Origin of the sequence: uncultured Boseongicola sp. (genome assembly GCF_937988555.1) — a bacterium.
Taxonomy (GTDB): domain Bacteria; phylum Pseudomonadota; class Alphaproteobacteria; order Rhodobacterales; family Rhodobacteraceae; genus Boseongicola.
The window spans coordinates 1-24,894 of the sequence record NZ_CALJXO010000374.1; the positions used below are offsets into that span (position 1 = coordinate 1).

General features: G+C 57.4%; 24 protein-coding genes, 2 tRNA genes and 2 pseudogenes. 14 read left to right on the forward strand and 14 right to left on the reverse strand.

The window, feature by feature from the left end:
- From Q1B15_RS22170 to Q1B15_RS22180, 3 genes and pseudogenes are all read left to right on the forward strand, one after another.
- Window positions 1-505, forward strand: a 505-nt coding sequence (locus Q1B15_RS22170) for a LysR substrate-binding domain-containing protein (protein ID WP_299758167.1), incomplete at its 5' end; no start/stop codon positions are given.
- 209 nt (window positions 506-714) lie between these two features.
- Window positions 715-2,074 (forward strand): annotated as a pseudogene (locus Q1B15_RS22175) (IS1380 family transposase).
- Window positions 2,075-2,322: 248 nt separating this feature from the next.
- Window positions 2,323-2,655 carry a GYD domain-containing protein gene (locus Q1B15_RS22180; protein WP_299758170.1) on the forward strand — a complete coding sequence of 111 codons (333 nt, stop codon included), beginning with the start codon at window positions 2,323-2,325 and terminating at the stop codon, window positions 2,653-2,655.
- Between the two features lie 853 nt (window positions 2,656-3,508).
- On the opposite strand, the gene Q1B15_RS22185 is transcribed toward Q1B15_RS22180, so the two are convergent.
- The 6 genes from Q1B15_RS22185 to Q1B15_RS22210 form a co-directional block, all read right to left on the reverse strand.
- Window positions 3,509-3,585, reverse strand: a tRNA-Met gene (locus tag Q1B15_RS22185).
- A gap of 80 nt (window positions 3,586-3,665) precedes the next feature.
- Window positions 3,666-4,394, reverse strand: coding sequence for an amino acid ABC transporter ATP-binding protein (locus Q1B15_RS22190; protein ID WP_299758173.1), 729 nt, complete (start codon window positions 4,392-4,394; stop codon window positions 3,666-3,668).
- On the reverse strand, window positions 4,394-5,248 hold the full coding sequence (locus Q1B15_RS22195; RefSeq protein ID WP_299758176.1) for an amino acid ABC transporter permease: 855 nt from the start codon (window positions 5,246-5,248) through the stop codon (window positions 4,394-4,396). The genes Q1B15_RS22190 and Q1B15_RS22195 overlap by 1 nt, the downstream gene beginning before the upstream one ends.
- A complete protein-coding gene (locus Q1B15_RS22200) occupies window positions 5,249-6,067 on the reverse strand; it encodes an ABC transporter substrate-binding protein (RefSeq protein WP_299758179.1) in 819 nt (272 codons plus the stop codon).
- Window positions 6,068-6,182: 115 nt separating this feature from the next.
- A complete protein-coding gene (locus tag Q1B15_RS22205) occupies window positions 6,183-8,711 on the reverse strand; it encodes an FtsX-like permease family protein (RefSeq protein ID WP_299758182.1) in 2,529 nt (842 codons plus the stop codon).
- On the reverse strand, window positions 8,708-9,403 hold the full coding sequence (locus Q1B15_RS22210) for an ATP-binding cassette domain-containing protein (RefSeq protein ID WP_299758185.1): 696 nt from the start codon (window positions 9,401-9,403) through the stop codon (window positions 8,708-8,710). The genes Q1B15_RS22205 and Q1B15_RS22210 overlap by 4 nt, the downstream gene beginning before the upstream one ends.
- A 13-nt stretch (window positions 9,404-9,416) precedes the next feature.
- Here Q1B15_RS22210 and Q1B15_RS22215 point away from each other — a divergent pair, with 13 nt between their 5' ends.
- Window positions 9,417-10,088 carry an arylesterase gene (locus tag Q1B15_RS22215; RefSeq protein WP_299758187.1) on the forward strand — a complete coding sequence of 224 codons (672 nt, stop codon included), beginning with the start codon at window positions 9,417-9,419 and terminating at the stop codon, window positions 10,086-10,088.
- A 66-nt stretch (window positions 10,089-10,154) separates the two neighbouring features.
- The gene (locus Q1B15_RS22220) at window positions 10,155-10,928 is read left to right on the forward strand and encodes a 5-oxoprolinase subunit PxpA (RefSeq protein ID WP_299758190.1); all 774 of its coding nucleotides are present in this window, start codon (window positions 10,155-10,157) and stop codon (window positions 10,926-10,928) included.
- Between the two features lie 6 nt (window positions 10,929-10,934).
- Here Q1B15_RS22220 and Q1B15_RS22225 read toward each other — a convergent pair whose 3' ends face one another.
- On the reverse strand, window positions 10,935-11,159 hold the full coding sequence (locus Q1B15_RS22225) for a hypothetical protein (protein ID WP_299758193.1): 225 nt from the start codon (window positions 11,157-11,159) through the stop codon (window positions 10,935-10,937).
- Window positions 11,160-11,395: 236 nt separating this feature from the next.
- Here Q1B15_RS22225 and Q1B15_RS22230 point away from each other — a divergent pair, with 236 nt between their 5' ends.
- Window positions 11,396-11,602: a hypothetical protein gene (locus tag Q1B15_RS22230; protein ID WP_299758196.1), complete on the forward strand. Its 207-nt coding sequence runs from the start codon at window positions 11,396-11,398 to the stop codon at window positions 11,600-11,602.
- Between the two features lie 75 nt (window positions 11,603-11,677).
- On the opposite strand, the gene tig is transcribed toward Q1B15_RS22230, so the two are convergent.
- Window positions 11,678-13,012: a trigger factor gene (gene tig / locus Q1B15_RS22235; protein ID WP_299758199.1), complete on the reverse strand. Its 1,335-nt coding sequence runs from the start codon at window positions 13,010-13,012 to the stop codon at window positions 11,678-11,680.
- A 500-nt stretch (window positions 13,013-13,512) separates the two neighbouring features.
- Window positions 13,513-13,597: transfer RNA gene (locus Q1B15_RS22240), tRNA-Leu, on the reverse strand.
- A gap of 117 nt (window positions 13,598-13,714) precedes the next feature.
- Between Q1B15_RS22240 and rpiA the strand changes: the two genes are divergently transcribed.
- The 5 genes from rpiA to Q1B15_RS22265 all read left to right on the forward strand — a co-directional run bounded on the left by rpiA (window position 13,715) and on the right by Q1B15_RS22265 (window position 18,236).
- Window positions 13,715-14,503, forward strand: coding sequence for a ribose-5-phosphate isomerase RpiA (gene rpiA, locus Q1B15_RS22245; protein WP_299758202.1), 789 nt, complete (start codon window positions 13,715-13,717; stop codon window positions 14,501-14,503).
- Between the two features lie 5 nt (window positions 14,504-14,508).
- Window positions 14,509-15,933, forward strand: coding sequence for a glutathione-disulfide reductase (gorA, locus tag Q1B15_RS22250; RefSeq protein ID WP_299758205.1), 1,425 nt, complete (start codon window positions 14,509-14,511; stop codon window positions 15,931-15,933).
- A gap of 71 nt (window positions 15,934-16,004) precedes the next feature.
- On the forward strand, window positions 16,005-17,165 hold the full coding sequence (gene hflK, locus Q1B15_RS22255) for an FtsH protease activity modulator HflK (RefSeq protein ID WP_299758207.1): 1,161 nt from the start codon (window positions 16,005-16,007) through the stop codon (window positions 17,163-17,165).
- A 1-nt stretch (window position 17,166) separates the two neighbouring features.
- Window positions 17,167-18,048, forward strand: coding sequence for a protease modulator HflC (locus Q1B15_RS22260; RefSeq protein ID WP_299758209.1), 882 nt, complete (start codon window positions 17,167-17,169; stop codon window positions 18,046-18,048).
- Window positions 18,048-18,236, forward strand: coding sequence for a DUF2065 domain-containing protein (locus tag Q1B15_RS22265; RefSeq protein ID WP_299758211.1), 189 nt, complete (start codon window positions 18,048-18,050; stop codon window positions 18,234-18,236). Before Q1B15_RS22260 ends, Q1B15_RS22265 begins: the two co-directional genes overlap by 1 nt.
- Window positions 18,237-18,295: 59 nt before the next feature.
- On the opposite strand, the gene Q1B15_RS22270 is transcribed toward Q1B15_RS22265, so the two are convergent.
- On the reverse strand, window positions 18,296-18,547 hold the full coding sequence (locus Q1B15_RS22270; RefSeq protein WP_299758213.1) for a hypothetical protein: 252 nt from the start codon (window positions 18,545-18,547) through the stop codon (window positions 18,296-18,298).
- 161 nt (window positions 18,548-18,708) lie between these two features.
- On the opposite strand from Q1B15_RS22270, the gene Q1B15_RS22275 reads away from it, so the two are divergent.
- Entirely contained in the window at window positions 18,709-20,082 is a 1,374-nt protein-coding gene (locus tag Q1B15_RS22275) for an L-serine ammonia-lyase (protein WP_299758216.1), read from the forward strand.
- Window positions 20,083-20,293: 211 nt separating this feature from the next.
- On the opposite strand, the gene nusB is transcribed toward Q1B15_RS22275, so the two are convergent.
- The 4 genes from nusB to Q1B15_RS22295 all read right to left on the reverse strand — a co-directional run bounded on the left by nusB (window position 20,294) and on the right by Q1B15_RS22295 (window position 23,645).
- Entirely contained in the window at window positions 20,294-20,752 is a 459-nt protein-coding gene (nusB, locus tag Q1B15_RS22280) for a transcription antitermination factor NusB (protein WP_299758218.1), read from the reverse strand.
- On the reverse strand, window positions 20,749-21,288 hold the full coding sequence (locus Q1B15_RS22285; RefSeq protein WP_299758221.1) for a 6,7-dimethyl-8-ribityllumazine synthase: 540 nt from the start codon (window positions 21,286-21,288) through the stop codon (window positions 20,749-20,751). The genes nusB and Q1B15_RS22285 overlap by 4 nt, the downstream gene beginning before the upstream one ends.
- A complete protein-coding gene (gene ribB / locus Q1B15_RS22290) occupies window positions 21,288-22,412 on the reverse strand; it encodes a 3,4-dihydroxy-2-butanone-4-phosphate synthase (RefSeq protein WP_299758223.1) in 1,125 nt (374 codons plus the stop codon). The genes Q1B15_RS22285 and ribB overlap by 1 nt, the downstream gene beginning before the upstream one ends.
- Before the next feature lie 636 nt (window positions 22,413-23,048).
- Entirely contained in the window at window positions 23,049-23,645 is a 597-nt protein-coding gene (locus Q1B15_RS22295; protein ID WP_299758225.1) for a riboflavin synthase, read from the reverse strand.
- A gap of 108 nt (window positions 23,646-23,753) precedes the next feature.
- Here Q1B15_RS22295 and Q1B15_RS22300 point away from each other — a divergent pair, with 108 nt between their 5' ends.
- Entirely contained in the window at window positions 23,754-24,092 is a 339-nt protein-coding gene (locus tag Q1B15_RS22300; RefSeq protein WP_299758227.1) for a hypothetical protein, read from the forward strand.
- Window positions 24,093-24,498: 406 nt separating this feature from the next.
- Window positions 24,499-24,894, forward strand: a pseudogene (locus Q1B15_RS22305) (capsule biosynthesis protein CapA); the annotation flags it as partial.

Here is a 24,894-nt window from a genome sequence, read left to right on the forward strand (position 1 = left end):
TATGAGTGGCGACTATGATTTAATACTTTCCCGTATCCCCCCCGATCTGGATGCGCGACAGTTTGAAATCTTCCAAGGTAGAGTTGAGACCGTAGAGTTCCTAGTCAGGCCCGGTCATCCCTTGTTGAAAATTGATCAGCCATCTTTGCAGGATTTGGACGGATACACTTGGGTCATCCAGCCAGCGGGAACACCGATGCGCCAAGCGGTTGAAGAAGCCTTCATCGCCCAGGCAATTGCGCTCCCGGAAGAGATCGTCAATACAACGTCCCTGCTCGTAATGATCGCCTATCTCCAGACGTCGGATTCGATCTCGCCCGTCTCAAGTGAAGTTGCGGATTTGATCCGCAAATCTGGGGCCGGCGGCATGAAAACGATCGCTGTTCGCCAATCCATAATTATCTCCCCCTATCACCTCATCCAGCGAAAATCGGGTAACACCAGCCCCCTGGCTCACCGTCTCCGCGATCTGGTCATCACCGCCTTGTCAGCAGGCTTGGCATAAATTCGGACCGTGAGAGTTAGTAACAGCCGGTGACTGGGTGCTGTCGGCGTTGTCACATTAACTTTTCCAAGTCAAAATATTGAAGTTTCTCAAAATGCGTGTTGCTGGATTTCAACCCACATTCCCCAAGTAATTCGCTAATTTTGCTGTCTCGAACGCCACAATTTCTATATATTTCATTGCATTACAGAAGATGAAGGACGGGTTTTTTGGGTCACCCAGAGGGTGCGGGTTCCGAGCGGGGTGATCGGGGGAATTTTGACCGCCGGGTGCGCTTAGAATTTCGCGGCACACAGCTCAGTTCGGATGGCGGCCTCTTGGTGGTGGGTGACCTGGATGACGCGCTCGGGCTGTCTGATCTTGCGTCGTGCGTGCTGTCTGACAACCGCGGGGGAAAGAACACGACACACCGGCTCGATGGCCAGTTCCGGGAATCGGTCTATGGCAGGCGAGCGGGCTACGAGGACGTCAACGACGCCGACCGGCTGGCCCTTGATCCGGTCATGCGCCAGATCGTGGGTGGCCCTGCTGTCGACACTCAAGCTGCGTCAGCCACGCAGATGGGTCGCTTCGAGACCGAGACGCTGGCCCTACCGGAGAACCGGGCGGCGCTGGCCGATCTGAACGGTCAGTGGATTGACCGGTTTCATGACCGCAATGAGCTGAAATTTATCACGCTGGACATGGACAGTTCGGTCAGCCCGACCCAAGGCGAGCAAGAGGGCACCGCTTGAAACGGGCATTTCGACTGCACCTGGTACCATCCGCTCTTTGTGTTCAACCAGTTCGGAATGCTGGAACGCTGCGCCCTGCGGCACGGCAACGTCCACAGCGCCGACGGCTGGCAGGATGTGCTCGACCCGGCAATCGCCCGCTACGCTGGCCGCAAGCTTGGTGGCCGCTTCTTGCAGCGCCGATGCCGCCTATGCCAGCCCCGCGATCTACGCAGAGCTTGAAGAGGCGGGCTACTTCTACGTCATCCGGCTGCCCGCCAATGCCGTCCTGCGCGAGAAGATCGTGCACCGGCTTACCCGGCCGGTCGGACGTCCTTCGCTGACCAAGGTCAAACGGTTCTTCGAAGACTTCCATTACCAGGCACAAAGCTGGGACGAGGAGCGCCGCGTCATCGCCAAGATCGAATGGCATCTGGGCGAGTTGTTCCCAAAGGTTGGCTTCATCGTCACCAACCTGCCGATGGAGCCGGAGTGCGTTACCCGCTTCTACAACCAACGTGGCACCGCTGAGCAGCACATCAAGGAAGCCAAAGCACGCCTTCTGCTGGATGAGGCTGTCGTGCAAGAGGTTCCATGACAACGAGGTGAGGCTACAGCCTCACGCACTGGCCTACAACCTGGCAACCATCCTGCGTTGCATCGAGCTGCCCGAAGCCATGGCCGACTGGTCGTTGACCAGCTTGCAGCTCAAGCTGATCAAGATCGGTGCCCGTGTGGTGCGTCACGCCCGCGCCATCACCTTCCAATTCGCCGAGGTCGCGGTGTGACCGGCCCAATGGTCAGGGCCATCCTTGCCGCCATTCACCGATTGCGGGTGCCGCCGTCATGTGCGTGACCTCGAAATTGGCGAAAACCGAACGAACGCGGCAAGACAGGTCCGTTCGCCGCGCTGCAAAACGTGGCCGAATGACCAAGGTGACGCGCATTCGCGGTCTGATCCGCCCACATTCGAGCGCTCTGACGATTGCAGTCGAGGCTGGGAGCCCAAAACACTTGATCTGGCGGCAAGATCAGACAAAATTGACGCCGAGCGGCAGGCCACTTGGGGAATGTCGGAATAACCAATTCTGGGGGAGAAAAGCCATGCCTATGTATCTGTTTCAACTATCCTATACTGCCGAAGCCGCAAAAGCGATGATCACCAGCCCAAGCGACCGCAAGGCCGCAGCGGCCAGTCTCGTCAATGCGCTCGGCGGTAAGCTGCATGAAATGTATTTCAGTTTTGGCGACTATGACGCCGTTTGTTTGATTGAAGGGCCCGATGACAAAATGATGGCCGCCGGGGCGATGGCGGTTGGGGCGGGCGGGTCAATATCCAAGGCCCATACGACCAAACTGATGTCGGTTGATGACGCGATGGCGGCGATGGCGATGGCCGGAAAAGCCGTCGGCGCTTATAAGCCGCCAGTCGGCTAATTGTGACCAAAGGGTGCGCGGTGGCCGCGCATCCGATTTGGGGTGGCATGGGGAGAGCCGGAGAGAAGGTCGAGCGGCTGGGCCGATAAACAGTCAAATCGGGAGCCACTTGGGGAATACGGGTTCACAGACTTAGCAGACTTCAAGCCCCATCAAAAAGACGAAATCTGCCGATTATTGAGTTAATGTGACAACGCCCTTTGATTGATTTGGCATCGTACTTATCCGGGTCACGCGTCTCTTCGCAGTCTGATTGGTGCCTTTGCGGCACCGCTGCATCCATGTGTCGGATTGGTTGTGGAGAGCCTTGCTTCGTCTTGCGCTTCTCGGTGCGCAGCAGCCATATTCGGCTTCATCTATTACCTGACAGGGCATGTTTACATGCCCGAGAGGGAACAGACCTCGTCCGGAAAGGACGATCCCGTTTGGTAAGGTTTTGGGTCGGCTTAAATCATTTGATACCCTCCACCTCTTCCGAACGGAATTCCGTATTTTCAGTCCACATGCGATGCAGCAGGACCGCCAGCTTGCGCGAGACAGCAACAACAGCGCGCCGTCGTCCTGCAAATGCTAGCATTTCTGGTTCTAGTTTTCGGTTCGCCAAGAGTCTAAAAAGTCCAGCTGGAAGCCGTTTCAAACTGCCCATAGGCAAGAACAGGATTTTCTAGGATTTGAGTTTTGAAACCGAAAATGTACATCACACCATCAAAGTATTCTCGTCCAGCTTTTGTGAATCATTCTCCGGAAACCCGCACAATCCGTCAGCTGTTCCCCAAATTGTCACCCAGGGCGATAATGAGTAGCATTTATGAAACGTAGTTTTGGCCTAACCACTGACATAAAAGGGAGGTTTTGGTAGCGGAGGAGGGACTTGAACCCCCGACACGCGGATTATGATTCCGCTGCTCTAACCACCTGAGCTACTCCGCCAAAAGCGAGGGCTAGGTAGAACCTTGTGCCAAAGCCGTCAAGAGCCCATCGCCGCCTTTCGCACTGAAAACTGTTCGCCCTTAAAGCACGCGCGACAAAAACGACCGCGTTCGTTCTTTTTTGGGGGCCGTAAAGAGTTGTTCCGGAGGGCCTTCTTCAAGGATCACGCCGTCGTCAAGAAAGCAAACTTTGTCAGCCAATTCGCGGGCAAACCCCATTTCGTGCGTGGCCAAAACCATCGTCATTCCAGCCTCACGAAGCGCACGCAAAACATCCAACACTTCGCCGACCAATTCGGGGTCCAAAGCACTGGTAATCTCGTCAAACAGCATGATCTCGGGCTTCATCGCAAGTGCGCGTACGATGGCAACGCGCTGCTGCTGGCCACCCGATAATTGGTCGGGATAATGCGCCATCCGATCGGCCAAACCAAAACGCATGAACAATTCGGTGACCTCAGGCAAAAGCGCCTCGCGGCTGCGATTGTGCACCCGGCGCGGGGCCAGCATGACGTTCTCGACAGCCGTCATGTGCGGAAATAAATTAAAGCTCTGAAAAACGATTCCTATGCGCTGGCGAATGGGCTGCGGGTCAAGGCCCGGCTCGGCGATGTCACTGCCATCCAAAAGGATCACCCCATCATCAATCGGTTCAAGCAGGTTCATACATCTTAACAACGTCGACTTCCCCGACCCTGAAGCGCCGATCAGACAGACCATTTCGCCGTCCCCGATTGTCAGATCAATCGCACGGCAGACAACGTTGTCGCCAAAGCGCTTGGTGACACCTTGCAAATCAAGCTTTGCCATCAGCTTCGCGCCCGTGCCTGCTTGGTCATCAGATAATCCGCGTACCGCGTCGCCGGCACAGTGACTGCAAGAAAGATTAGCGCAGCACCTACATAGGGCGTGAAGTTTGCCAGAAGCGATTTGTAAACGCCCGCTTGGCGAAAAATCTCAACCGGGCCGATGAAGCTTAACAAGGCGACATCCTTCTGTAACGCAATGAAAAGGTTCATGTTCGCGGGCACAACACGCCGTATCGCTTGCGGCAAGATCACAAAACGCATGGTGTCGCCGTGACCAAGCCCAAGCGACGCCGCCGCCGCGCGCTGACTGTGGTGAATGCTCTCAATGCCGGATCGAAGCACCTCAGCAACGTAGGCGGCATAGGTCAGAACCAATGCCACGGTGCCCCAGATGTAGGGCGAATTCCAAGGGCGCGGCAGTCCAAGACCCGGAATGCCAAACCCGATCAGATAGATCACCAAAATGACCGGAACACCGCGAAAAATATCAGTGTAAAGGATGCCAAAAAGCCGCAACGGATAAAGTGCAGGCGAGCGCGCGTCGCGGCACAATGCGATTAACAAACCAAGCAGAAAGATTAACGGGGCGGACCACGCAAAGATCGCCACATCCAGAAGGAAAGCCTCGATAAGGCCGGGAAATGTCTTGGAAAACACGTCCGCGTTGAAGAAGCTTTTCTTCACGCCCTCCCACCCCGGGGCAAGCGGAATCAGAAGGAACAAAGCAAGCATCACCGTTGCGGTGGATGTCGCCGCCACAATCATGGAGCGACGGCGTATTCGTGCCTCGTAGACTTGTCGGCGGGTCAGGCCCGGAGCCGTGGCGTCCGGGCCGTCAATATCGGCTTGGGTCATTTATTCGATGACCGGAACACCTGTGGCTTCGGCCAGCCACTCAGCTTCGATCGCAGCCAACGTGCCATCCTCGGTCAACTCAGCCAAGGCCGCATCGACGCATTCTTTCAATGGGTTACCCTCTTCCATCAACAGACCAAACTGGTCGGGGTTGTCGCTCCGATCGGGTGGGAACTGGCCCAGAACCACGCCGTCATCCAACAAGACACCAGCCGTAAACAGGGCTGTCGGCAGGTCCATCACTGCCGCGTCAATCTGATTTGCCTTCATCGCTTCGACGACGTCGGCGTTGTCACCATAAAGCAGCGGATCCGCGTCCGGCTGAACAATCGCTGCCAGCATTGGCACCGCCGTGGTCGACGCATGTGCACCCCACAAAAGGCCTTTCAGCGAAGCAAGCGAGGCCTCGGCGCCCCTTTCCACAACCGGTTGGCGCGTGACGACAGCCATCGCGGCCGAATAATAGGGCAACGAGAAATCAACGATCTCTTCACGCTCTTCGGTGATCGAGAATTGCTGAAGGTTGAAATCGAAGTTTTTCGCGCCGGGCTGGATCGCCTGATCGAACGACGACCGGACCCAGACAACCTGCCCGTCCTCAAAGCCCATCCGGTTCGCAACGGCATATGCAACGGCCGCCTCAAACCCGGCTTTCGCTTCCGGCGAATCATCCATAACCCACGGATAATAAGCAGGATTTCCAGTCGCAACAGTCAGCACGTCATCGTTTAATGTCTTCCCTGCCGCACAGTGGCCACCGGCCATTGCAACGCCAGTAGATAGCATGAACGCGACGGTGCTTGTCATCGTCAGTTTCATTGTACTCTCCCCAAGATTTATCTGTGTGGAAGCATGGCGCGCGTGCCGGATTTGTCCAGACCTGCGCGTTCATCTTTTGCGAAATACGCCAAAGAACGCCGTCCAATACACCGTATTATTCGCGCGCTCGCAAAACCTGCGCGGGGCGGGCAGCCAGTGGCCCCCATGCAAAGGCAAGGCCCGCAACCAGGGTTGCGATCACGCCTCCGATGACGATCAACAGGGCCGATACCGGCTCAAAGATAAAATCAGTATCCATGACGAAGGTCATCACAGCCCATCCCGCAAGTCCGCCCGCCACGATGGCGACGCTTCCGGCGGCGACCCCCAAAAGCGCGGATCGCAGCGCGAAACTTGTAAGGATCGTGCGTCGCGACGCCCCAACTGTCGTCAAGATTGCCGCCTCGTAAGTGCGCGCACGCACGCCCGCGGCCGCCGCCCCGATCAATACGATGCCGCCCGTCACAAGCGTGGCCAATGCCCCATAGGTGATGGCCGCAGCAATGCCCGCCAGAACTTCGCTAACCCGCTCGATGGCGTCCTTCACGCGGATTGCGGTGATGTTGGGATAGGTGTTCGAGACGTCGCGCAGGATGGCTCCTTCGGCTTCGGTTTCGGCATAGACGGTCGCGATGTGGCTGTGAGGCGCCCCCTGCAGGGCCGAGGGGTTCATCGACATGATGAACCCGATACCGGCGGTCGAAAAATCGACCTCGCGCAGGCTTGTGACTTCGGCCGTGATGTCACGGCCTAAGATGTTCACCGTGATGTCGTCGCCCAGAGAAATCCCCATCTCAAGAGCCTCTTCCGTGGCGAAGCTGACTTGCGGCGGACCGGTATAATCAGACGGCCACCACGCCCCATGCGTCACAACCGCATCTTCGGGCGCTTCGGCCGAATAGGTCACACCGCGGTCACCCTGAAGGACCCAGTGATCGCCTGCAACTTCGGACGCGGGGCGGTCGTTAATCTTCGTTATGATTCCACGCAACATCGGCGCGCTTTGCACTTTGGAAACGGCCGGGTTTGCCTCAAGCCCGTCGGTGAACGCGTCAAGTTGCCCAGGCTGGATGTCGACCATGAAAAAGGACGGCGCGATCTCGGGAAGATCGCGCGCGATGGCGCCGCGAAGGTTAGCGTCAATCTGCCCGACCGCCGCCAGAACAGTCAGGCCAAGGCCAAGTGACAGAACCACCGAAACGGCCTCGCCGCCAGGACCGCCAACCGACCCAAGTGCCAGACGTACCGCGCTGCGCCCCCGCAGCGCGCGCGCACTGGCTAGACGGCGCGCAATCAAGCGGACGGCCCAAGCCGCCCCCACCAAAACGATGAAAGACACCGCCAGACCGAAAGCCGACCAGACCGTCAAACCACCCAAACCAGAAAACTGTGCCGCAAGGGCCACCAGCAAAACAAACAGGAAAAGCGTCAAGCCGATCCAGCGCCACCGGGGCCACCCCTGCCCGGCACCGCCGGCATCGCGAAACAGCGTGGCGGCGCGCACATCTTCGGTTTGCGCAAGCGGCCAGATGGTGAAAATTAGCGCCGCCAACACCCCGTAAATCCCGGCTTCGACCAACGGCATCGGATAAAGCGTGACGGCTGCGGGAACTGGCAAACGCGCCTCAATGAGCGGCGCAAAAAAGATCGGGACGATCGCCCCCAAGATCAGGCCAAGCGTCACACCCAGCACGGTCAGGACGCCTATCTGAATGAAATAGCTTAAGAATATCGTGCGGCTTTCGGCACCCAGTGTTTTCAAAGTTGCGATGACTTCAGTCTTTTCGCTGAGGTACGCGCGCACCGCTGACGACACACCAACGCCGCCCACGGCAAGGCCGGCAAGCCCGACCAGCACCAGAAACGAGCCCAGACGGTCAACGAATTCCGCGATCCCCGGCGCTCCGTTTCGCTTGTCGCGCCAACGGGCCCCGGTGATTTCGCCTTTGGCTTCTAGTCTTAGCGCATCAAGATCGACGCCCTCTGTCAGCCGCAGCTTGTATTCCGTTTCAAACAGGGTGCCGGGCTGTATCAGGCCGCTGTTTTCCAGTGCCGTGGTGCGTACAAGTGTTCTCGGTCCAAGGGCAAAACCGGACGCTGCAGAATCTGGTTCGCGGATCAGGGCGGCGGTCAGACGAAAATCCTGTTCGCCCAGGCGAAACGTCTCGCCGACCTTCATTCCCAGTCGTGCGATCAATACAGGATCCATCACAGCGCCGGGGACGGCGTTCGTGATGCCCAGCGCAGCTTCAAGCGGCATGACAGGGTCCAAAGTCACTGCACCGTAAAGCGGATAGGCCGAATCCACGCCCTTAACTTGTGTTAATCCGCGCTCCGCTACTTCGCCAGATCTGAACACGGCGAGTGATCGGAAATCGACCATTTCCGAGACCGCTTCAGCACTGGCGTCGATCCACGCGCGCTCGTCCGTGTCCGCAAAGCGATAGGTTAACTGAAGCGCTGCATCGCCACCCAATATGACTGCGCCTTCGCGGTCCAAACCGCCACGAATGCTCTCGCGCACGCTGCCGATCGCGGCAATTGCGCCGACGCCCAGCGCCAGACAGGCAAGGAAAACGCGAAAGCCCTTCAGGCCACCGCGCAGTTCGCGCCGCGCAATTCTGCCAGCAATAGCCAGGCTCATTCGGCGGCCTTTGCATGTTCATCTGAAGACAATGTCCCGTCCTGAAGCCGGATCACCCGATCACAGCGTTCGGCAAGCTCAGGCGCATGGGTGACCAGCACCAAAGTCGCGCCATACCTGTCGCGCAGGCCGAACAGCAAATCCATGATCGCCTGCCCCGTAATCCCGTCAAGATTGCCGGTTGGTTCGTCGGCTAAAAGGATGTCGGGTCGCGGTGCGGCAGCGCGCGCCAGAGCGACACGCTGTTGTTCGCCGCCCGACATTTGCGCTGGATAGTGATCCACGCGGTTGCCAAGACCGACGGCCTCAAGTTCGGCCCTCGCGCGCTCGAACGCATCGTGCACGCCAGCCAATTCCAAAGGTGTCGCCACATTTTCAAGGGCGGTCATTGTCGGAATTAGGTGGAAAGACTGGAACACCACGCCCATATGCCCTCTGCGGAAGCGGGCTAATGCGTCCTCGCCGAGCGATGTCAGATCGTGGCCCAGCGCCACAACCGACCCGCTTGAGGCACGTTCCAGTCCGCCCATGAGCATAAGGAGCGATGATTTGCCTGACCCCGACGGACCAACAAGCCCAACCGTCTCGCCGCGCCCAATATCAAGCGTGATGCCTTTTAGAATGGCAACGCGCCCCGCATTGCCGTCCAGCGACAAGGTGGCGTCTTTCAGGGACAAGATCGCTTCCGTCATTCATCATGCTCCGATGCAAAGGCTTAGAAAGGCATATGGTGTAATACGCGATATTCGCAACGTCGGATTGATTGTCTTTTCATCCACCGGCCTTGCTTTTGCCAACCCCGTGACGATTGCGGCGCTCGGCGACAGCCTTACGCAGGGCTTTGGTCTTGTGGCGAACGAAGGGTTTGTTCCACAATTGGAAAGTTGGTTAATTTCCCAGGGCGTCGAAGTAACATTAATTAACGCGGGCGTCTCTGGTGACACAACTGCGGGCGGCCTTTCCCGGATCGAATGGACTTTGACGCCCGATGTCGACGTCCTTATCATCGCGCTTGGCGGCAACGATCTGTTGCGGGGCATGGACCCCGACGCCAGTCGAGAAAATCTTGATGGCATCTTAAGCATCGCCTCCGCGCACGATCTGGATGTCCTTCTTGTGGGCATGGAAGCGCCGATGAACTACGGCGCGGATTACAAGGCGGATTTTGACACGATGTATCCTGATCTTGCAGCCAAGTACGGCGTGTCGCTTCATCCCAATTTCCTAAATGCACTTACGTCACAGGCAGATCGCGCCGCGACGATCGCGACGTTCATGCAGGGCGACGGCATCCATCCAAATGCTGCCGGTGTGACTTTGATTGTCGAAGATATCGGGCCGTCGGTTCTGCAACTGATCACCGGTGAGGTGAATTAACCAAGCCACTTGCCAAGACCGCGCCGTTTGGGTGATCTGCGCATGCAAAGCAACAGGAGCGTAAAAATGGTATCATCCGTCGATCTGAACTCAGACATGGGCGAAGGTTTTGGAACCTGGGCTATGGGCGATGATGGCGCTTTGTTGCAGGTCGTAAGTTCGGCAAATATCGCCTGCGGCTTTCACGCAGGAGACGCTGATATCATGGCAAAAACCATGGGATTGGCAGTTGCGAATGGGGTCGGGATTGGCGCGCATCCGGGGTTTGACGACCTGCGCGGGTTTGGGCGTCACCGCATGGATGTGCCCCGCGAAACCTTGGCAAATCAGGTGAAGTATCAGATCGGGGCGGCCCAAGCGATGGCACGCGCGGCCGGCGGATCGGTCCGGCATCTGAAGCTGCACGGCGCGCTTTCCAACATGGCATCAATCGACGCTGAACTTGCGCGCGCCTGCTACGAAGCCGCGCTGGACGTCGCACCGGACATCATCATCATGGGGCTGGCCGCGACGGCAATGGAGCGGGTTGCACGCGATCTTGGCTGCGCTTGGGCGGGCGAAATATTTGCAGATCGCGCTTACAATGCAGACGGAACATTGGTTGACCGCGGCCTGCCCGGTGCGATGATCCATGAGGCGGACGAGGCAGCGAAACGGATGGTTGCTATGGTCGAAGCGGGCGCGATTTTGACATCTGACGGAACGCGTTTGAAGACGCGGATCGACACAATTTGTGTGCACGGGGACAGCGCACACGCCGTCAATCTTGCGCGCGAGGTCAGGGCCGAGTTGGAAAATGCGGGGATTAGGGTTCAGGCGTTTTCGGGCAAGCCGCTTTAATGAGGATTAAGCCGCCTTGGTTAACAACGGGGCGGCAAGGCGCGCAATCAAGGCTTGGATGCGGTCAGATTGCACCCCAGTGAACTGCGCAAAATCCAGATCATCTTCAATCTCGGCAAGCTCGGCCGGACTTAAAGATTTTATCACTTCAACAAGATGTGACGGGTCCAAAGGACCACGGTTCAACCGGTCACAAATGTCGTTTTTGAGATCTTCTTGCATGTCCAACATAACATACCTCACTCGCAATAATTTACCGTTTACGGTTTAGTCTTAACAGAATGGCTTGGATTTTTCCATGTTTTGATCTGGGCAATCATCGGACGCGGCACAAACACAGTGTTTCCAATAGCGAATGCCCCACTATCAAACTATACGAAAAATAGACGAAACGCGCCGCAATTTGGCCCGGTTCACCGGCCATAAGGAAAGGGTAACCAGTTGTTGTTCTTAAGAGTGAAAATAAAATGAAAATCTGCGAGACAATCGCCTGCGCCACGCGCATGGACATCAAAAGCTACCTATACTTCGTTGTTTCTACCGGCCTCTTCCAGACTTACCGGGGATGGGTGTCCGTAGGCCGTCCGAACCCACACGTCAAAGTCATGAAGCGTAAAGAAACCACGACGCGAGCCGAGATAGCGACGCTTTTCCATCTGAGCCGCTGCTCTTAGATATCAGCCTCGCCCAAACAAAAAGGCCGCCCAAATCTGGGCGGCCTTTTGCATTTCAATCAGCTTGAAACGTGATCAAATATCATCTTCCAAGGCTTCAACCGCTTTTTCAAGGTCCTCTTTCGAGACCTCTTTCTCGCTGGTCTTCACATGCTCAAACATGTGATCGACGACTTTGTCCTCGAAGATCGGCGCTTGTAGTTGCTGGCGCATCTGCGGGTTTTTCTGGACATATTCGAAGAACTGCCGCTCCTGACCCGGGTACTGACGCGCCTGGTTCATGACCGCCTGGGTCATTTCAGCGTCCGTCACTTCGACTTCGGACTTCTGCCCAACCTCGGCCAACAAAAGACCCAGACGTACACGGCGCTCGGCTAGTTTTTTGTGCTCCTCGGTCGGCTCGACATTGTCGTGGTCATGGCCCTGAACGTCAGGGTTTTCCTCGTGCCACAAGCTATGCGCGATCTGTCCGGCTTCGGCTTCAACAAGGGACGCCGGAAGGTCGAAGCTGACAGCTTTATCAAGCGCGTCCAGAAGACCCCGCTTCATAATCGCGCGAGACGCACCAGTGTATTCGGCTTCAAGACGCTCGGTAACCTGCGCTTTCAGCGCGTTCAGATCGTCGGCGCCGAACTTCTTGGCAAGCTCATCGTCAATCTCAGCAGGCTTTGGTTCCTTGACCGCTTTCACAGTCACGTCGAAGATCGCAGGCTTTCCGGCGAGGTCGGCGTTGCCGTACTCCTCGGGGAAGGTGACCTCTACCGCCTTCTCGTCGCCGATTTTCACTCCGACAAGCTGCTCTTCAAAGCCTGGAATAAATTGCCCGGACCCAATGACAAGCGGGAAATCCTCGGCAGCGCCACCTTCAAAGGCTTCGCCGTCGACCTTACCGAGAAAGTCGATCACAACCTGATCGCCATCTTTGGCTTTCGAAGTCTTCTTGCGATCTTCAAAGTTCTGGGCGTTCTCAGCAAGCGACGCCAGCGCTTCCTCGATGGACGCGCCGTCAGCCTTCACGACCAGCTTTTCAAGCTTGATCTTGCTATAATCAACGTCCGGTATCGCTGGAAGAGCTTCGTAGCTCATGTTGACTTCGACGTCGTCGCCTTCTTTCCAGTCCTCGTTGGCCATTTTGACTTCGGGCTGCATCGCTGGGCGATCGCCGGAATCCTCAAAGTGCTTGGACATCGCGCCATCGACGCTTTCCTGCATGGCTTCGCCCAGAACACGCGGACCATACTGCTTTTTCAGCAGGGCCATCGGGACTTTACCTTTTCGGAAGCCCTTCATTTCAATGTCGGGAGCGGCTTCGGTCAGTTTTTCGCTTACCTTGGCTTCAAGCTCGGCGGCTGTGATAGTGATGCTGTAGCCGCGCTTCAGCCCTTCGTTCTGGGTCTCGGTGACCTGCATGTCTTACCTCTTAGATTGCCCAACCGGCGCAGTCCGGGCAGGCGGAAATTCAGCGGCCCTTCTAGGCAAGAGGGGCTTAGGTTGCAAGCCGAAAGGGGGGTGTGATGCCGCAATAGTAAAAGCGGGCTTGGACGTGGCGCGCAAGTATGGAGCGAAGATGCACCAAAGCGCAAAGCCCGCTCGGGCGCTGGGCAGGCTTTGCTGTCTGTGCGGCGCGGGCTGATGGGTGTCAGGGTGATCTGAGCTGTCAGATGTCTGGGTGTGGATCACATTATGTCGCTTTGCCGGGGCGTTGCGCCATTTGCGAACCACCGTTCGGTGGGGGCGTTATTTTGGAAGGGGCATCAGGCAGGAGCGATTGGCGGATGGAATAGCATAGAGGCGTTGGAGAAAGGTGGAGGGGCGCGCTTTTGAGGAGCGCTCTTGTCGTTTCCGCGAAACGACTGCCGTTTGTACTGATGGCAAAGGTAAGTCGTCGTTTCGCCTTGCAAAAACGACGGTGGTGCGGGTGAAGGGACTCGAACCCCCACGCCTTGCGGCGCTTGGACCTAAACCAAGTGCGTCTACCAATTCCGCCACACCCGCATACCGCGCGCTCTCTAACAAAGCATGACGCCGCTGGCGAGAGGGAAAATCACCTTCCCCCCTCGCGCTTGGCTTCCAATGTCCATATAAGGCGGCGACCGCATCCGGAGCCTGCCCATGTCTACCAATCTCTCCCCGATCGACATCGCTAAATTCGCCGCGGCCAAGCGTGCCAGCGCCTTCGTAAAATCAGGCATGCGCGTTGGTCTTGGAACCGGATCGACAGCCGCGTGGCTGGTGAAATGTCTTGGGGAACGCGTGCGCGACGAGGGGTTGGACATCACGGCGGTAGCCACATCTTCGCAGACCTCAAAGCAGGCCACGGACGCAGGCATCAAAGTGTCTTCGCTGAACGAAGTGAAATGGCTTGATCTGACGATTGATGGCGCGGACGAATATGACGACGAGCTGAACCTGATCAAAGGCGGCGGCGGAGCCTTGTTGCAGGAAAAAATCGTCGCGACCGCTTCAGACCGGATGATTGTCATCACGGATTCGACGAAGAAAGTAGCCACCTTGGGCGCCTTTCCCCTGCCCGTCGAAGTTCTGGCATTTGGTATGCCGACCACGCAACTTCTTTTGGAAGAAATGTTGAACGGTTTGGATGTTATGGGCAACACATCGACGCCTCGGATGGCGGGCGATGACTTGTTCGTAACCGATGAAGGCAACCATATTCTTGATCTGCATCTGGGGCGGATCGGGAATGCGCGGCAGTTGGCACTGATCCTTAATCAGGTGCCCGGTGTGGTTGAAAACGGGCTGTTCATAGATATTTGCGATGTGATCGTCACCGGACACGGGGACGGCACTGTCGAAACCTACGACATCAATTCGGGCGAGACCGATACGGCTCAGTTCCTGCCAGAGCCTGTTGAAAACGTCTTTCGGGACGACGGAGTATAATCGCGATGAGCTATGACGTTGATCTCTTTGTCATCGGGGGTGGCTCGGGTGGTGTGCGGGCTGCGCGTACTGCTGCGGCAACTGGTGCGAAAGTTGCCTTGGCCGAAGACAGCCGGATGGGTGGCACCTGCGTCATCCGGGGCTGCGTGCCGAAGAAACTTATGGTTTTTGCAAGCGAATTTCGCCAAAGCGCGGCTCTGGCGCAGCAATATGGCTGGAGCGCGATGGCAGGCGAATTCGACTGGAAAATGTTTCGCGCCAAGCTTGATCGCGAGCTTGACCGGCTGGAAAAGGTCTATCGCAATCTGCTGAACGGCTCGGGTGTGACGATCCATGATGCCCGCGCGACGATGGCGGACGCCCACACGGCGGCGTTGTCGAACGGCAACACTGTAACGGCCGAAACCATCCTTGTGGCCACTGGCGGGCGTCCTGTGCGCCCGGAACAGCCGAATGCGCGTCTTGGTTTGGTGTCAGACGACATTTTCAACATGGAGACTTTGCCGAAATCGATACTCATTATCGGCGGTGGATACATCGCAAGCGAATTTGCCTGTATTTTAAATGGTCTTGGCGTGGACGTGACGCAGTATTATCGCGGTGCTCAGATCTTGCGGGGCTTTGATGACGAGGCGCGCGGTCTGGTGGCCGAAATGATGCAGGAGAAGGGGATCAACCTTCACCTTGGCACCAATAGTGTAGAGATGCGGAGCGCTGCCGACGCTGACCCCGACATGCGGGTGCCAGCTCATGAGCCTGTGCCAGAGGCCAGCGCGGATGCCGTTGGCAAGCCAGTTTGGGTGAAGGCCACGAACGGCGATGCCCGCGTATTTGATGCAGTGATGTTTGCCACCGGGCGCGCGCCGAACTCGCATGGCCTTGGGCTGGAAGCGCTTGGCGTCAATATCAACCGTCGCGGTGCAATCGAGGTCGATGAGTATTCAAAGACAGCTGTGTCGAACATCTATGCCATTGGGGATGTGACCGATCGCATTCAGTTGACCCCTGTGGCAATCCGCGAGGGCATGGCGTTCACCGAGACCGTCTACAAGAACAACCCGACAAAGCCCGATCACGAGTTGGTCGCCTCGGCTGTCTTCACGCAGCCTGAACTTGGCACTGTGGGTCTGACCGAAGAACAGGCCCGCGAAATCGAAACGATCGACGTTTATTGCACGTCTTTCCGCCCAATGCGCACGGCTTTCGCCGAAAGACCGGACCGCGTATTGATGAAGCTGATCGTATCGAAAGAAAAACGCACGGTGCTGGGCTGTCAGATCGTCGCAGAGGGCGCCGGCGAATTGATCCAGATGGTGGGCATTGCAATCAAGGCAGGCCTAACCAAAGAGGACTTTGATCGCACCGTTGCGGTGCACCCGACGATGTCAGAAGAACTGGTAACGATGCAAAACCCTGTTAGAAGCGCTTGAAATATACCCTTTTAAGCATCAGGTAGCGTTGCAAGCGATAGAAACGGAAAAAAATAGGGAAATGACCTTACATGGCCAATAACAATGGCGGACCTTGGGGCGGCGGCTCTGGCGGAGGCGGCGATGACGACGACGGCGACGATCGTCGCCCAGAACGGCGTCCCGGACAGGACGGACCGCAAATCCCCGAAATTGAAGAGATTATGAAAAAAGGCCGGGAGCAACTGCGCGTCCTTATGGGCGGTCGCGGTGGCGGAAATGGCCCGAACGGCGTCGGCGGTGGCGGCGGTGGCCAAGGGCCAAAGCTGACACGCGGCACCATTGGGCTTGGTCTGGTGGCTGTGGTCGCCCTCTGGGCGTTCCAGTCGTTTTACACGGTGCGCCCTGAAGAGCAGTCGGTGGAATTGTTCCTTGGCAAATATTCGGCCACCGGCAATCCGGGCCTGAACTTTGCGCCTTGGCCGCTGGTCATCGCAGAAGTCATTCCTGTGACGCGAGAGCAGTCGGAAGACATCGGCATGGGTCGTTCAGGGTCTTCGGGCGGCGATGGACTGATGCTGACGACGGACGAAAACATCATTGACATCGATTTTCAAGTTGTCTGGAATATCAACGACCCGGCGAAATTCTTGTTCAACTTGCGCGATCCTCAACAGACGGTTCGCTCAGTGTCGGAATCAGCGATGCGCGAAATTGTTGCCGGAAGCGAGCTTGCGCCAATTCTGAACCGTGATCGTGGCCAGGTTGAGCAGGACGCCTTTGAATTGATCCAGACCACGTTGGATAGCTACGACGCCGGCATCAATATTATCCGCGTCAACCTAGACAAAGCTGACCCGCCTGGCGAAGTGATCAACAGTTTCCGCGAAGTTCAGGCAGCTGAACAAGAACGCGATAGGCTGGAACGACAGGCTGACGCCTATGCCAATACTGTTGTGGCGGGAGCCCGTGGTGAAGCGGCGCAGGTTTTGGAAGAATCCGAAGGTTATCGTGCGCGCGTTGTGAACGAAGCACAGGGTGAGGCAAGTCGCTTTACGGCCGTTTTGCAAGAATACCAGCTGGCGCCAGAAGTGACGCGTCGTCGTCTTTATATCGAGACCCTTGAGAAGGTTCTTGGTGATGTCGAAAAGATCATTCTCGACGAAGGCGTTGGCGGTCCAAACGGACAGGGTGTTGTGCCCTACCTGCCACTGAACGATTTGCGTCGCACCCCATCGACGGGAGGTAACTGATATGCGTGCCGGAACAATTATTCTAGTCGCTGGCGTCTTTGGCCTCATCGCAATCCTATCTTCGGTTTTCATAGTGGACGAACGCGAGAAGGCCCTTATCCTTCAGTTTGGTCAAATCCGCGACGTGAAGGAAGAGCCGGGGTTGGCGTTTAAAATCCCGTTCATTCAGGAAGTCGTGCGTTACGACGACCGTATCCTTTCGCTGGACACGCCTCCGATCGAAGTCACCCCTTCGGATGACCGACGTCTCGTCGTCGACGCGTTTGCACGTTACCGGATCGCAGATGTGATCCAGTTCCGTCAGGCGGTTGGTGTCGGCGGCCTGCGAGCGGCTGAAGACCGGCTGGCCTCGATCCTGCAAACGCAGATCAGGGCGGTTCTGGGTTCGGCTGGTGTTACGTCGAATACGATCCTGTCCTCTGATCGCGCCAGTCTGATGGTGCGTATTCGAGACCTTGCGCAACTGCGAGCTCGGGCCCTTGGCCTCGACGTTGTCGACGTCCGCCTGAAGCAAACAAATCTGCCCGAGCAGAACCTTGAGGCGACGTTTGCCCGTATGCGTGCAGAACGTGAGCGGGAAGCCGCAGACGAGATCGCGCGTGGTGCCGAAGCCGCGACGCGGGTTCGTGCGCAAGCGGATCGTACCGTGGTCGAATTGGTCTCGGAAGCAAAACGCGAAAGCGAGATTGTACGCGGTGAAGCGGATGCGGAACGCAACGGCATCTTTGCTGCGGCCTATGGCGCAGATCGGGAATTCTTCCGGTTTTACAGATCGCTGGAGGCTTACGAGAACGCACTTCAGGGCTCAAATTCGACAATGGTGATCTCGCCTGACAGCGAGTTCTTCGAATTCCTGAAATCTGACGGTGGAACCGGAAACTAATGACAACGATTTTACTGGGTCTTGGCCTGGTTCTTGTCTTCGAGGGGCTGGTGTTCGCACTGGCCCCTTCGCGTTTGGAAGACCTGATCAAGATCATCGCAGACACGCCAATCGAGACGCGGCGCGCCTACGGGTTGGCCGCGATTGCTCTCGGGGTTTTGCTGGTCTGGGGCGCAAACGCGATCTGAAGTCGCACGCCTGCCGCACGCGATCTGAGTTAACCCAACACCGGGCGCGATCTTACACCTCAGTCTTGTGGTTGCGAGGATATCGCCGCTTTGGGGATGTGCTCACCGGCGTCATATTTATTGAGAAGCTGCGATGCGCGATGCTCGGCCTTCCGGATACGGACAGCCGTCGTATAGGCTTCTTGCAGGGTTGGAGACAGTGCGCCAATCTCGTCGGCAGTCCGCCGTTCGATGGTCTCGTCGCCAGTTTTTTCGACCAAATCCAATGCGCGTTTGGCCAGCCCGTCTGCGATCTCTTCCAGCTTTGACACGGCTCGCTCTCCCGCCTGCAATCGGTATTTGCCTTTCTATAGACAGCCTTTTGTGGCGTGGCGAGGGCAGTTGCGCCGAATTCAGCGCCTTCGGTGCCGCAGCCGTGCTTTCACGCGCGCGCCAAACAGGGCATCAGGGGTAAGCAAGGGAGACGCGCATCATGTTTTTATCGGTATTTGATATGTTCAAGGTCGGGATCGGGCCGTCTTCGTCTCATACGATGGGGCCGATGGTGGCCGCGGCGCAATTCCTCGATCAGTTACGCGGCTCGCCCTTTACGGCGCATGGACTTCGCGCATCACTTCACGGGTCATTGGCGTTCACCGGAGTCGGCCACGCGACCGACCGCGCGGTCATTCTGGGGCTGGCGGGGTTCCTGCCCGACACCTACGACCCTGAAAAAGCGGAAGCCGCATTGGTCGACGTTCGTGCAACCAAGTTGGTCTCGCCGGCCGGGCTGCAGAGCCTGGCTTTTGATCCCGATGCAGACCTGTTGTTCGACTATGGCGCAGCACTTTCAGGCCATGCCAACGGCTTGATCCTGATGGCCACAGACGCACAGGGCGATGTGATCTTGCAGGAGACGTTTTACTCGGTCGGCGGGGGCTTTGTGCTAACCGAAGCCGAGCTTGCTTCAGGCAAGGACAGCGATGACGGTGCCCCCGTCCCCTACCCCTTCAAATCGGCCAGCGAAATGCTTGAGATGTGCGCAAAAGCTGGCCGCAGCATCGCCGAGCTGAAGCGCGCCAACGAAGTTTCACGGATGAATGCGGCGGTTTTGGATACGGGAATGTTGCGCATCTGGGAGGTGATGAAGACCTGCATGGATCGCGGGCTTGAACGTGACGGCATCTTGCCGGGTGGTTTGAAAGTGAAGCGGCGCGCCGCCGCAATACGTCGCGCGCTTGAAGAAGAACGGGGCCGCAATCTGACGGCGCCGCATGTGATCAACGACTGGATAAGCACCTATGCAATGGCGGTGAACGAGGAAAACGCCGCTGGCGGACAGGTTGTGACCGCACCGACGAATGGCGCGGCCGGGGTGATCCCGGCGACGATCCGCTACTGGCTGGACCACGTTCCGGGAGCCAGTGAAAAGCAGATCGGCGACTTCCTTTTGACGGCCGCAGCAATTGGCGGATTGGTAAAGTTTAACGCCTCGATCTCAGGCGCCGAATGCGGGTGTCAGGCCGAGGTCGGCTCCGCGTCGGCGATGGCCGCAGCCGGGTTGGCAGCAGTCTTGGGGGGCTCGCCCGAGCATATCGAGAATGCCGCAGAGATCGCTTTGGAGCATCACCTTGGGATGACCTGCGATCCAGTCAAAGGGTTGGTGCAAGTACCATGTATCGAGCGCAACGGGCTTGGCGCGATCAAGGCAGTTTCAGCAGCATCCCTGGCTTTGCGCGGTGACGGGACCCATTTTGTGCCGCTGGATGCAGCGATCGAGACGATGCGCCAAACCGGTCAGGATATGAGTGAAAAGTACAAGGAAACCGCATTGGGTGGATTGGCTGTAAACATCCCAAACTGCTGAACACCGGGTAAACCAGTCGTCTGAGTAGGCTTTCGGGATGGGAAAAAAGCGGCTAAAGCACTGTCGTGTAATATTCTACCGTCAAATATCAACGTCGGCTCTACGTAGGTATTGCATCCGTGCAGGCGTGCGCGATTGTAAGGTTGCATTACCCAAACGCACACCGCGCATAAAGTCATAGTGTTAAAGATGTGATTGACCGAGCGAGCGCCTAAAACGCTTCTGGTTTGGCTTCGCGAGCCATGTGATCGAGAACTCCGTTCACAAACTTCGGCTCGCGTCCATCAGGGAAGAAAGCCTTGGCGACGTCGACGAATTCATTGATCACAACTTTGGGTGGCGCCTCGCCTTCGATCAACTCGGCACCCGCCGCACGGAAAAGCGCGCGCAATGTCGGGTCAATCCGGTTAATCGGCCATTTCGCCACCAAACCACGGTCGGTCATCTGGTCAATCTTCGCCTGCCAGTTTACCGCGTCGGCGATCAGACGCTCAAAAAGAGCAACGTCGCCTTCTGCAAGCTCGACCCCGTCATATTCCGCGCCAAAACGATGCGTTTCAAACTCTTCGCGCACGCTTTCAACGGTTTGGCCCGAAGCCTCCATCTGGAACAATGCCTGCACTGCATAGAGCCGTGCTGCGGACTTCATTTGCCGTTTCGTCGTCGTCATGCGGTGGTCGGTCCTTCGCTGTCACCGGCCATGAGAATGTCCTGCGTGAAACCAATTTTCTTCTTGGGTTGCCCAAAGCGGCGCGCCAAAGCGATAAGGTGAAGCGCAGCAGCAGCAGCCCCGCCTGCAGTGTCCAAACGGTCGGTATCAGCGCGTTCTTCCGCCTGTTCCATGTTTTCCACCGTGATGATACCATTCCCAACAGCGACACCCTGCAGCCCCAAAAGCATAAGGCCCCGCGCGCTTTCGTTAACCACCACGTCATAGTGGCTGGTACGGCCCCGGATCACGCATCCTAGGGCGACAAAGCCGTCAAAGTTCGACATGCGATGCCCAAGCGCGACGGCCGCCGGAATTTCAAGCGAACCCGGCACTTCGATGGTCTCGTGCGCCGCCCCTGCCCGGTCCAGAACTGCGCGCGCCGAGCCAAGCTGAGAGTCGGATATTTTAGTGTAGTACGGCGCAATCACGATGGCGACTTTCACCGGGTCAGCGAAGGTCGGCAACTCCATGTCATTGTCGGAATGTCCCGCCATCAACCGATCTCCGAGATTCTGCGAGTGCCAACGATTTCGAGACCATACGCCTCTAACCCGACGATTTTTGGCTGTGGTGAATTGGTCAGAAGGATGAGTTCTCCAAGATTAAGCGACGACAGAATTTGCGCACCCAAGCCGTATTGGCGCAACGTCTGCGGCGACACACTATCTTCGGTCGCCAGCTTCATTGTTGTGTCGCGTAAAAGCACAAGAACACCACGACCTTCGTCCGCGATAAGCTTCATCGCATCGCCAAATTCGCCCGCGCGCCCTTTGGCGCCAAGACCGATGATATCCAAAACAGGATCAAGCGCATGCATCCGGACAAGGCAGGGCGATTCGCCGGAAATATCGCCTTTTATCAAAACGATATGCTCGTCGCCGTGGGCCGTATCTGTGTAGACGCGCATCATCCACTCGCCACCAAATTCCGAAACAACGGCCTCTTCGCGGCTGATTGCGACGAGATTATCGTGACGACGGCGATAGGCAATCAGGTCGCTGATCGTGCCGATTTTAATGTTGTGTTTCTGGGCGAAGGCGACAAGGTCCGGCAGGCGGCTCATGGTGCCGTCTTCGTTCATAATCTCGCAGATCACACCTGATGGATTCAGGCCCGCAAGGCGCGAAATATCGACGGCCGCTTCAGTGTGGCCTGCGCGGACGAGGACGCCGCCGTCGCGGGCGCGCAGTGGGAAAACATGGCCCGGTGACGCGATGTCTTGCCCGGTTTTTTCGGCGTCGATTGCAACGGCGACGGTGCGCGCGCGATCATGTGCCGAGATCCCGGTCGTCACGCCTTCGCGCGCTTCGATTGACACGGTAAACGCGGTCTCGTGGCGCGACGAATTATGCGACGCCATAAGCGGCAGACCAAGGGCGTCGCAACGCTCGCCCGACAGCGTCAGGCAGATAAGGCCCCGGCCGTAGGTTGCCATAAAGTTAATAGCTTCTGGAGTGGCCATCTGTGCCGGAATAACGAGATCACCCTCGTTTTCGCGATCTTCGTGATCAACGAGGATAAACATGCGGCCGTTGCGGGCGTCTTCGAGGATTTCCTCGACCGACGACACGGCATCGCGCCAGTTTTCTTCGATGGGTCCAGCGGTTTCAAAGGTCATAAGTCAGGTCCGGTTCAGGTTGCGCCTGCGCATACCGGAAGGCTGGCGCGAAGGCCAGAGGGAAGCGGGGTTGGCGCGCGCTCAAGGTGCAGCGGAAAAGAAGCGGTCGCCGGCCAGGTACCCTGAAAGGCGATCGGCCTCGGACCACTCGTGTTTAAAGGCTGTTTCGCGGTTGAAAACGACGCCGTCGGTCGGAATCGATCTCTTAAGGTCAAAGATACACGCGCGTGTTTCGGCCCATGTCTGGGTCAGAACGGCGCAACCTCGGCGCGCAGAATGGTCGGATTATTTTTTTTACAGTGGCAGGGTGGTGGTGCAGGTCCATCAGGGCGAAAGACTGCATATCAATAGTTTTGCGTATTTTTTCGGCGCGTTCTGCGTCAACTTTCGCGGTTTCGCGTAACAGGCGTAGGGCGCTGGACGAGAAAATCAGGGCAAAAATATCTCGGCAGGTGGCAGCACGGATACCGGCGTAGACCTTGTAGTCGATGCCAAGGTTACGCGCCCGGCGCACCCGACGGCGCGCCACTTCCTAGGGAAGTGCCGGCAACAGATCGGCCCGCGCACGGTTCAAAGCATAGCGCCGCCATGCGCCACCTTTTTCCATCGTCGAACCACGGTTGTGGCCCAGACTGCTCACAGCGTTTCCGCCAAACGAGCGACGTATCGCGCAAGTGTGTCGATTTCCAGGTTCACCGCATCGCCAACCGCCACGCGGCCCCAGGTCGTGACGGCCTTTGTGTGAGGGATAAAATTGATCCCAAATGATGCGCCATCAACCTCGTTCACGGTAAGCGATGTGCCATTCAGAGTGACCGAGCCCTTGGAGGCGATGAAGCGCGCAAGATCGAGGGGTGCGGTTAATGTGACGCGGGTGCTGTCGCCCTCGTCGTTAACCTTCGTTACTTTCGCAAGTCCGTCTACGTGACCTGACACAATGTGGCCCCCAAGCTCGTCGCCGACTTTCAGGGCACGCTCAAGATTCACGCGGCGTCCAATGGCCCAGGTATCAAGGTTAGTCCTGGACACGCTTTCGGCCGAAATCTGGACATCGAACCAATTCCTTGGCTCGGCCCCCACCGCGATGACAGTCAGACAGACTCCATCACAGGCGATCGAGGCGCCGATGTCGATCGTGTCGATATCGAAGACCGTTCCAATGCGGGCGTTCAGGTCACCTTCTTGACGTAGTGAGAGGATTTCTCCCATATCGGTGACGATGCCGGTGAACATGATCAAAGCTCCTCGCGGTTGTTATCTTGGGGTAAACCCCCGACGCGGCTGTCGCAAGGGCGCCCAAGTGTAACAGCGTGCTTTTGGCCAGATGTTCAACGAGATATAATGCCTACTCGCCCTTGGCATTCCTTGTTCCTGCAAGGCCCGCATGGACCGCGTTTCAAACGGTTGGCGCGGGCATTGCAAGGCACGGGCGCGGATGTTTCGCGGATTGCGTTGAATGCAGGCGACGCGTTGATCTGGCGCGGCTTGCCGCGATATTGGTCGTTTCCAGTGCGACCGGATGGCTCAGAGGCATTTGTCCATGAAACCTTAGACGCAGAGGTAACCGACCTTGTTTGCTATGGCGCGGCGCGGCCTTTTCACGCGACGGCGCGGCGATTGACCAAGGCGCGCAAGATCACAATCGACGCGTTTGAGGATGGCTACCTCAGGCCCTATTGAGTGACTTCCGAGCGCGACGGGATGAATGCAGATGGGCCCTGAATGCGTTAACACTTGTGAAGATGGAAGAGGCCCTCGCCGCCGGAGCCACCATTCCGGCCCGCGCGACAGATGCCTGGTGCGATATGCGTCAGCACGTGCTCCGGGGCGCGGTCCTCCACGCCGCATTGATCGCCGGATGGCGATCTTATCCGGGCTACATCTCGCACCGGACGCCGGAACCGAACGGAGAACTTTCTCCTCTATATCTGAGCCGCTTACTCTCAATGCCATTACGGCGACGAAAGCGAAGGTTCGCAACAGCCCATATCCGCCGTACCACCTTTCCATCCCACGTGGTCCTTTGCTCATTGGCCGATAGTGTCAATTTTCGCGAAAGTTCAACCTTAGAAAGTCAGGCGGTTTTTTGGATCTGGTTCTTGCCGGTTTCGCGAAGGGCGCGCCTCCCGATCATCGCCTCGTCGTAAAGGCGCATCCACTGGAAGATGGTCGCGAGAACCTGCCGCAACTGGTGCGAAAGCTTGCCAAACAGCACGGCATGGCACACCGCACACATTTATTGACCGGCGGTAAACTGGCGCAGCTTTTGGACCGTGCGCAACGTGGTGCAACTTTGAATTCAACGGCTGCCGAGCAGGTCCTGTGGCGCGGATTGCCTCTGAAAGCTTTTGGTAAAGCGACCTACAACCGACCAGAGTGCGTTTTGGATCAACAAGTTGCGGAGTTCTTCACTCGACCTCAACAACCCGACACCGACGCCTACGCAATCTATCGCCGATTTCTGCTCAGGCCGTCACAAATC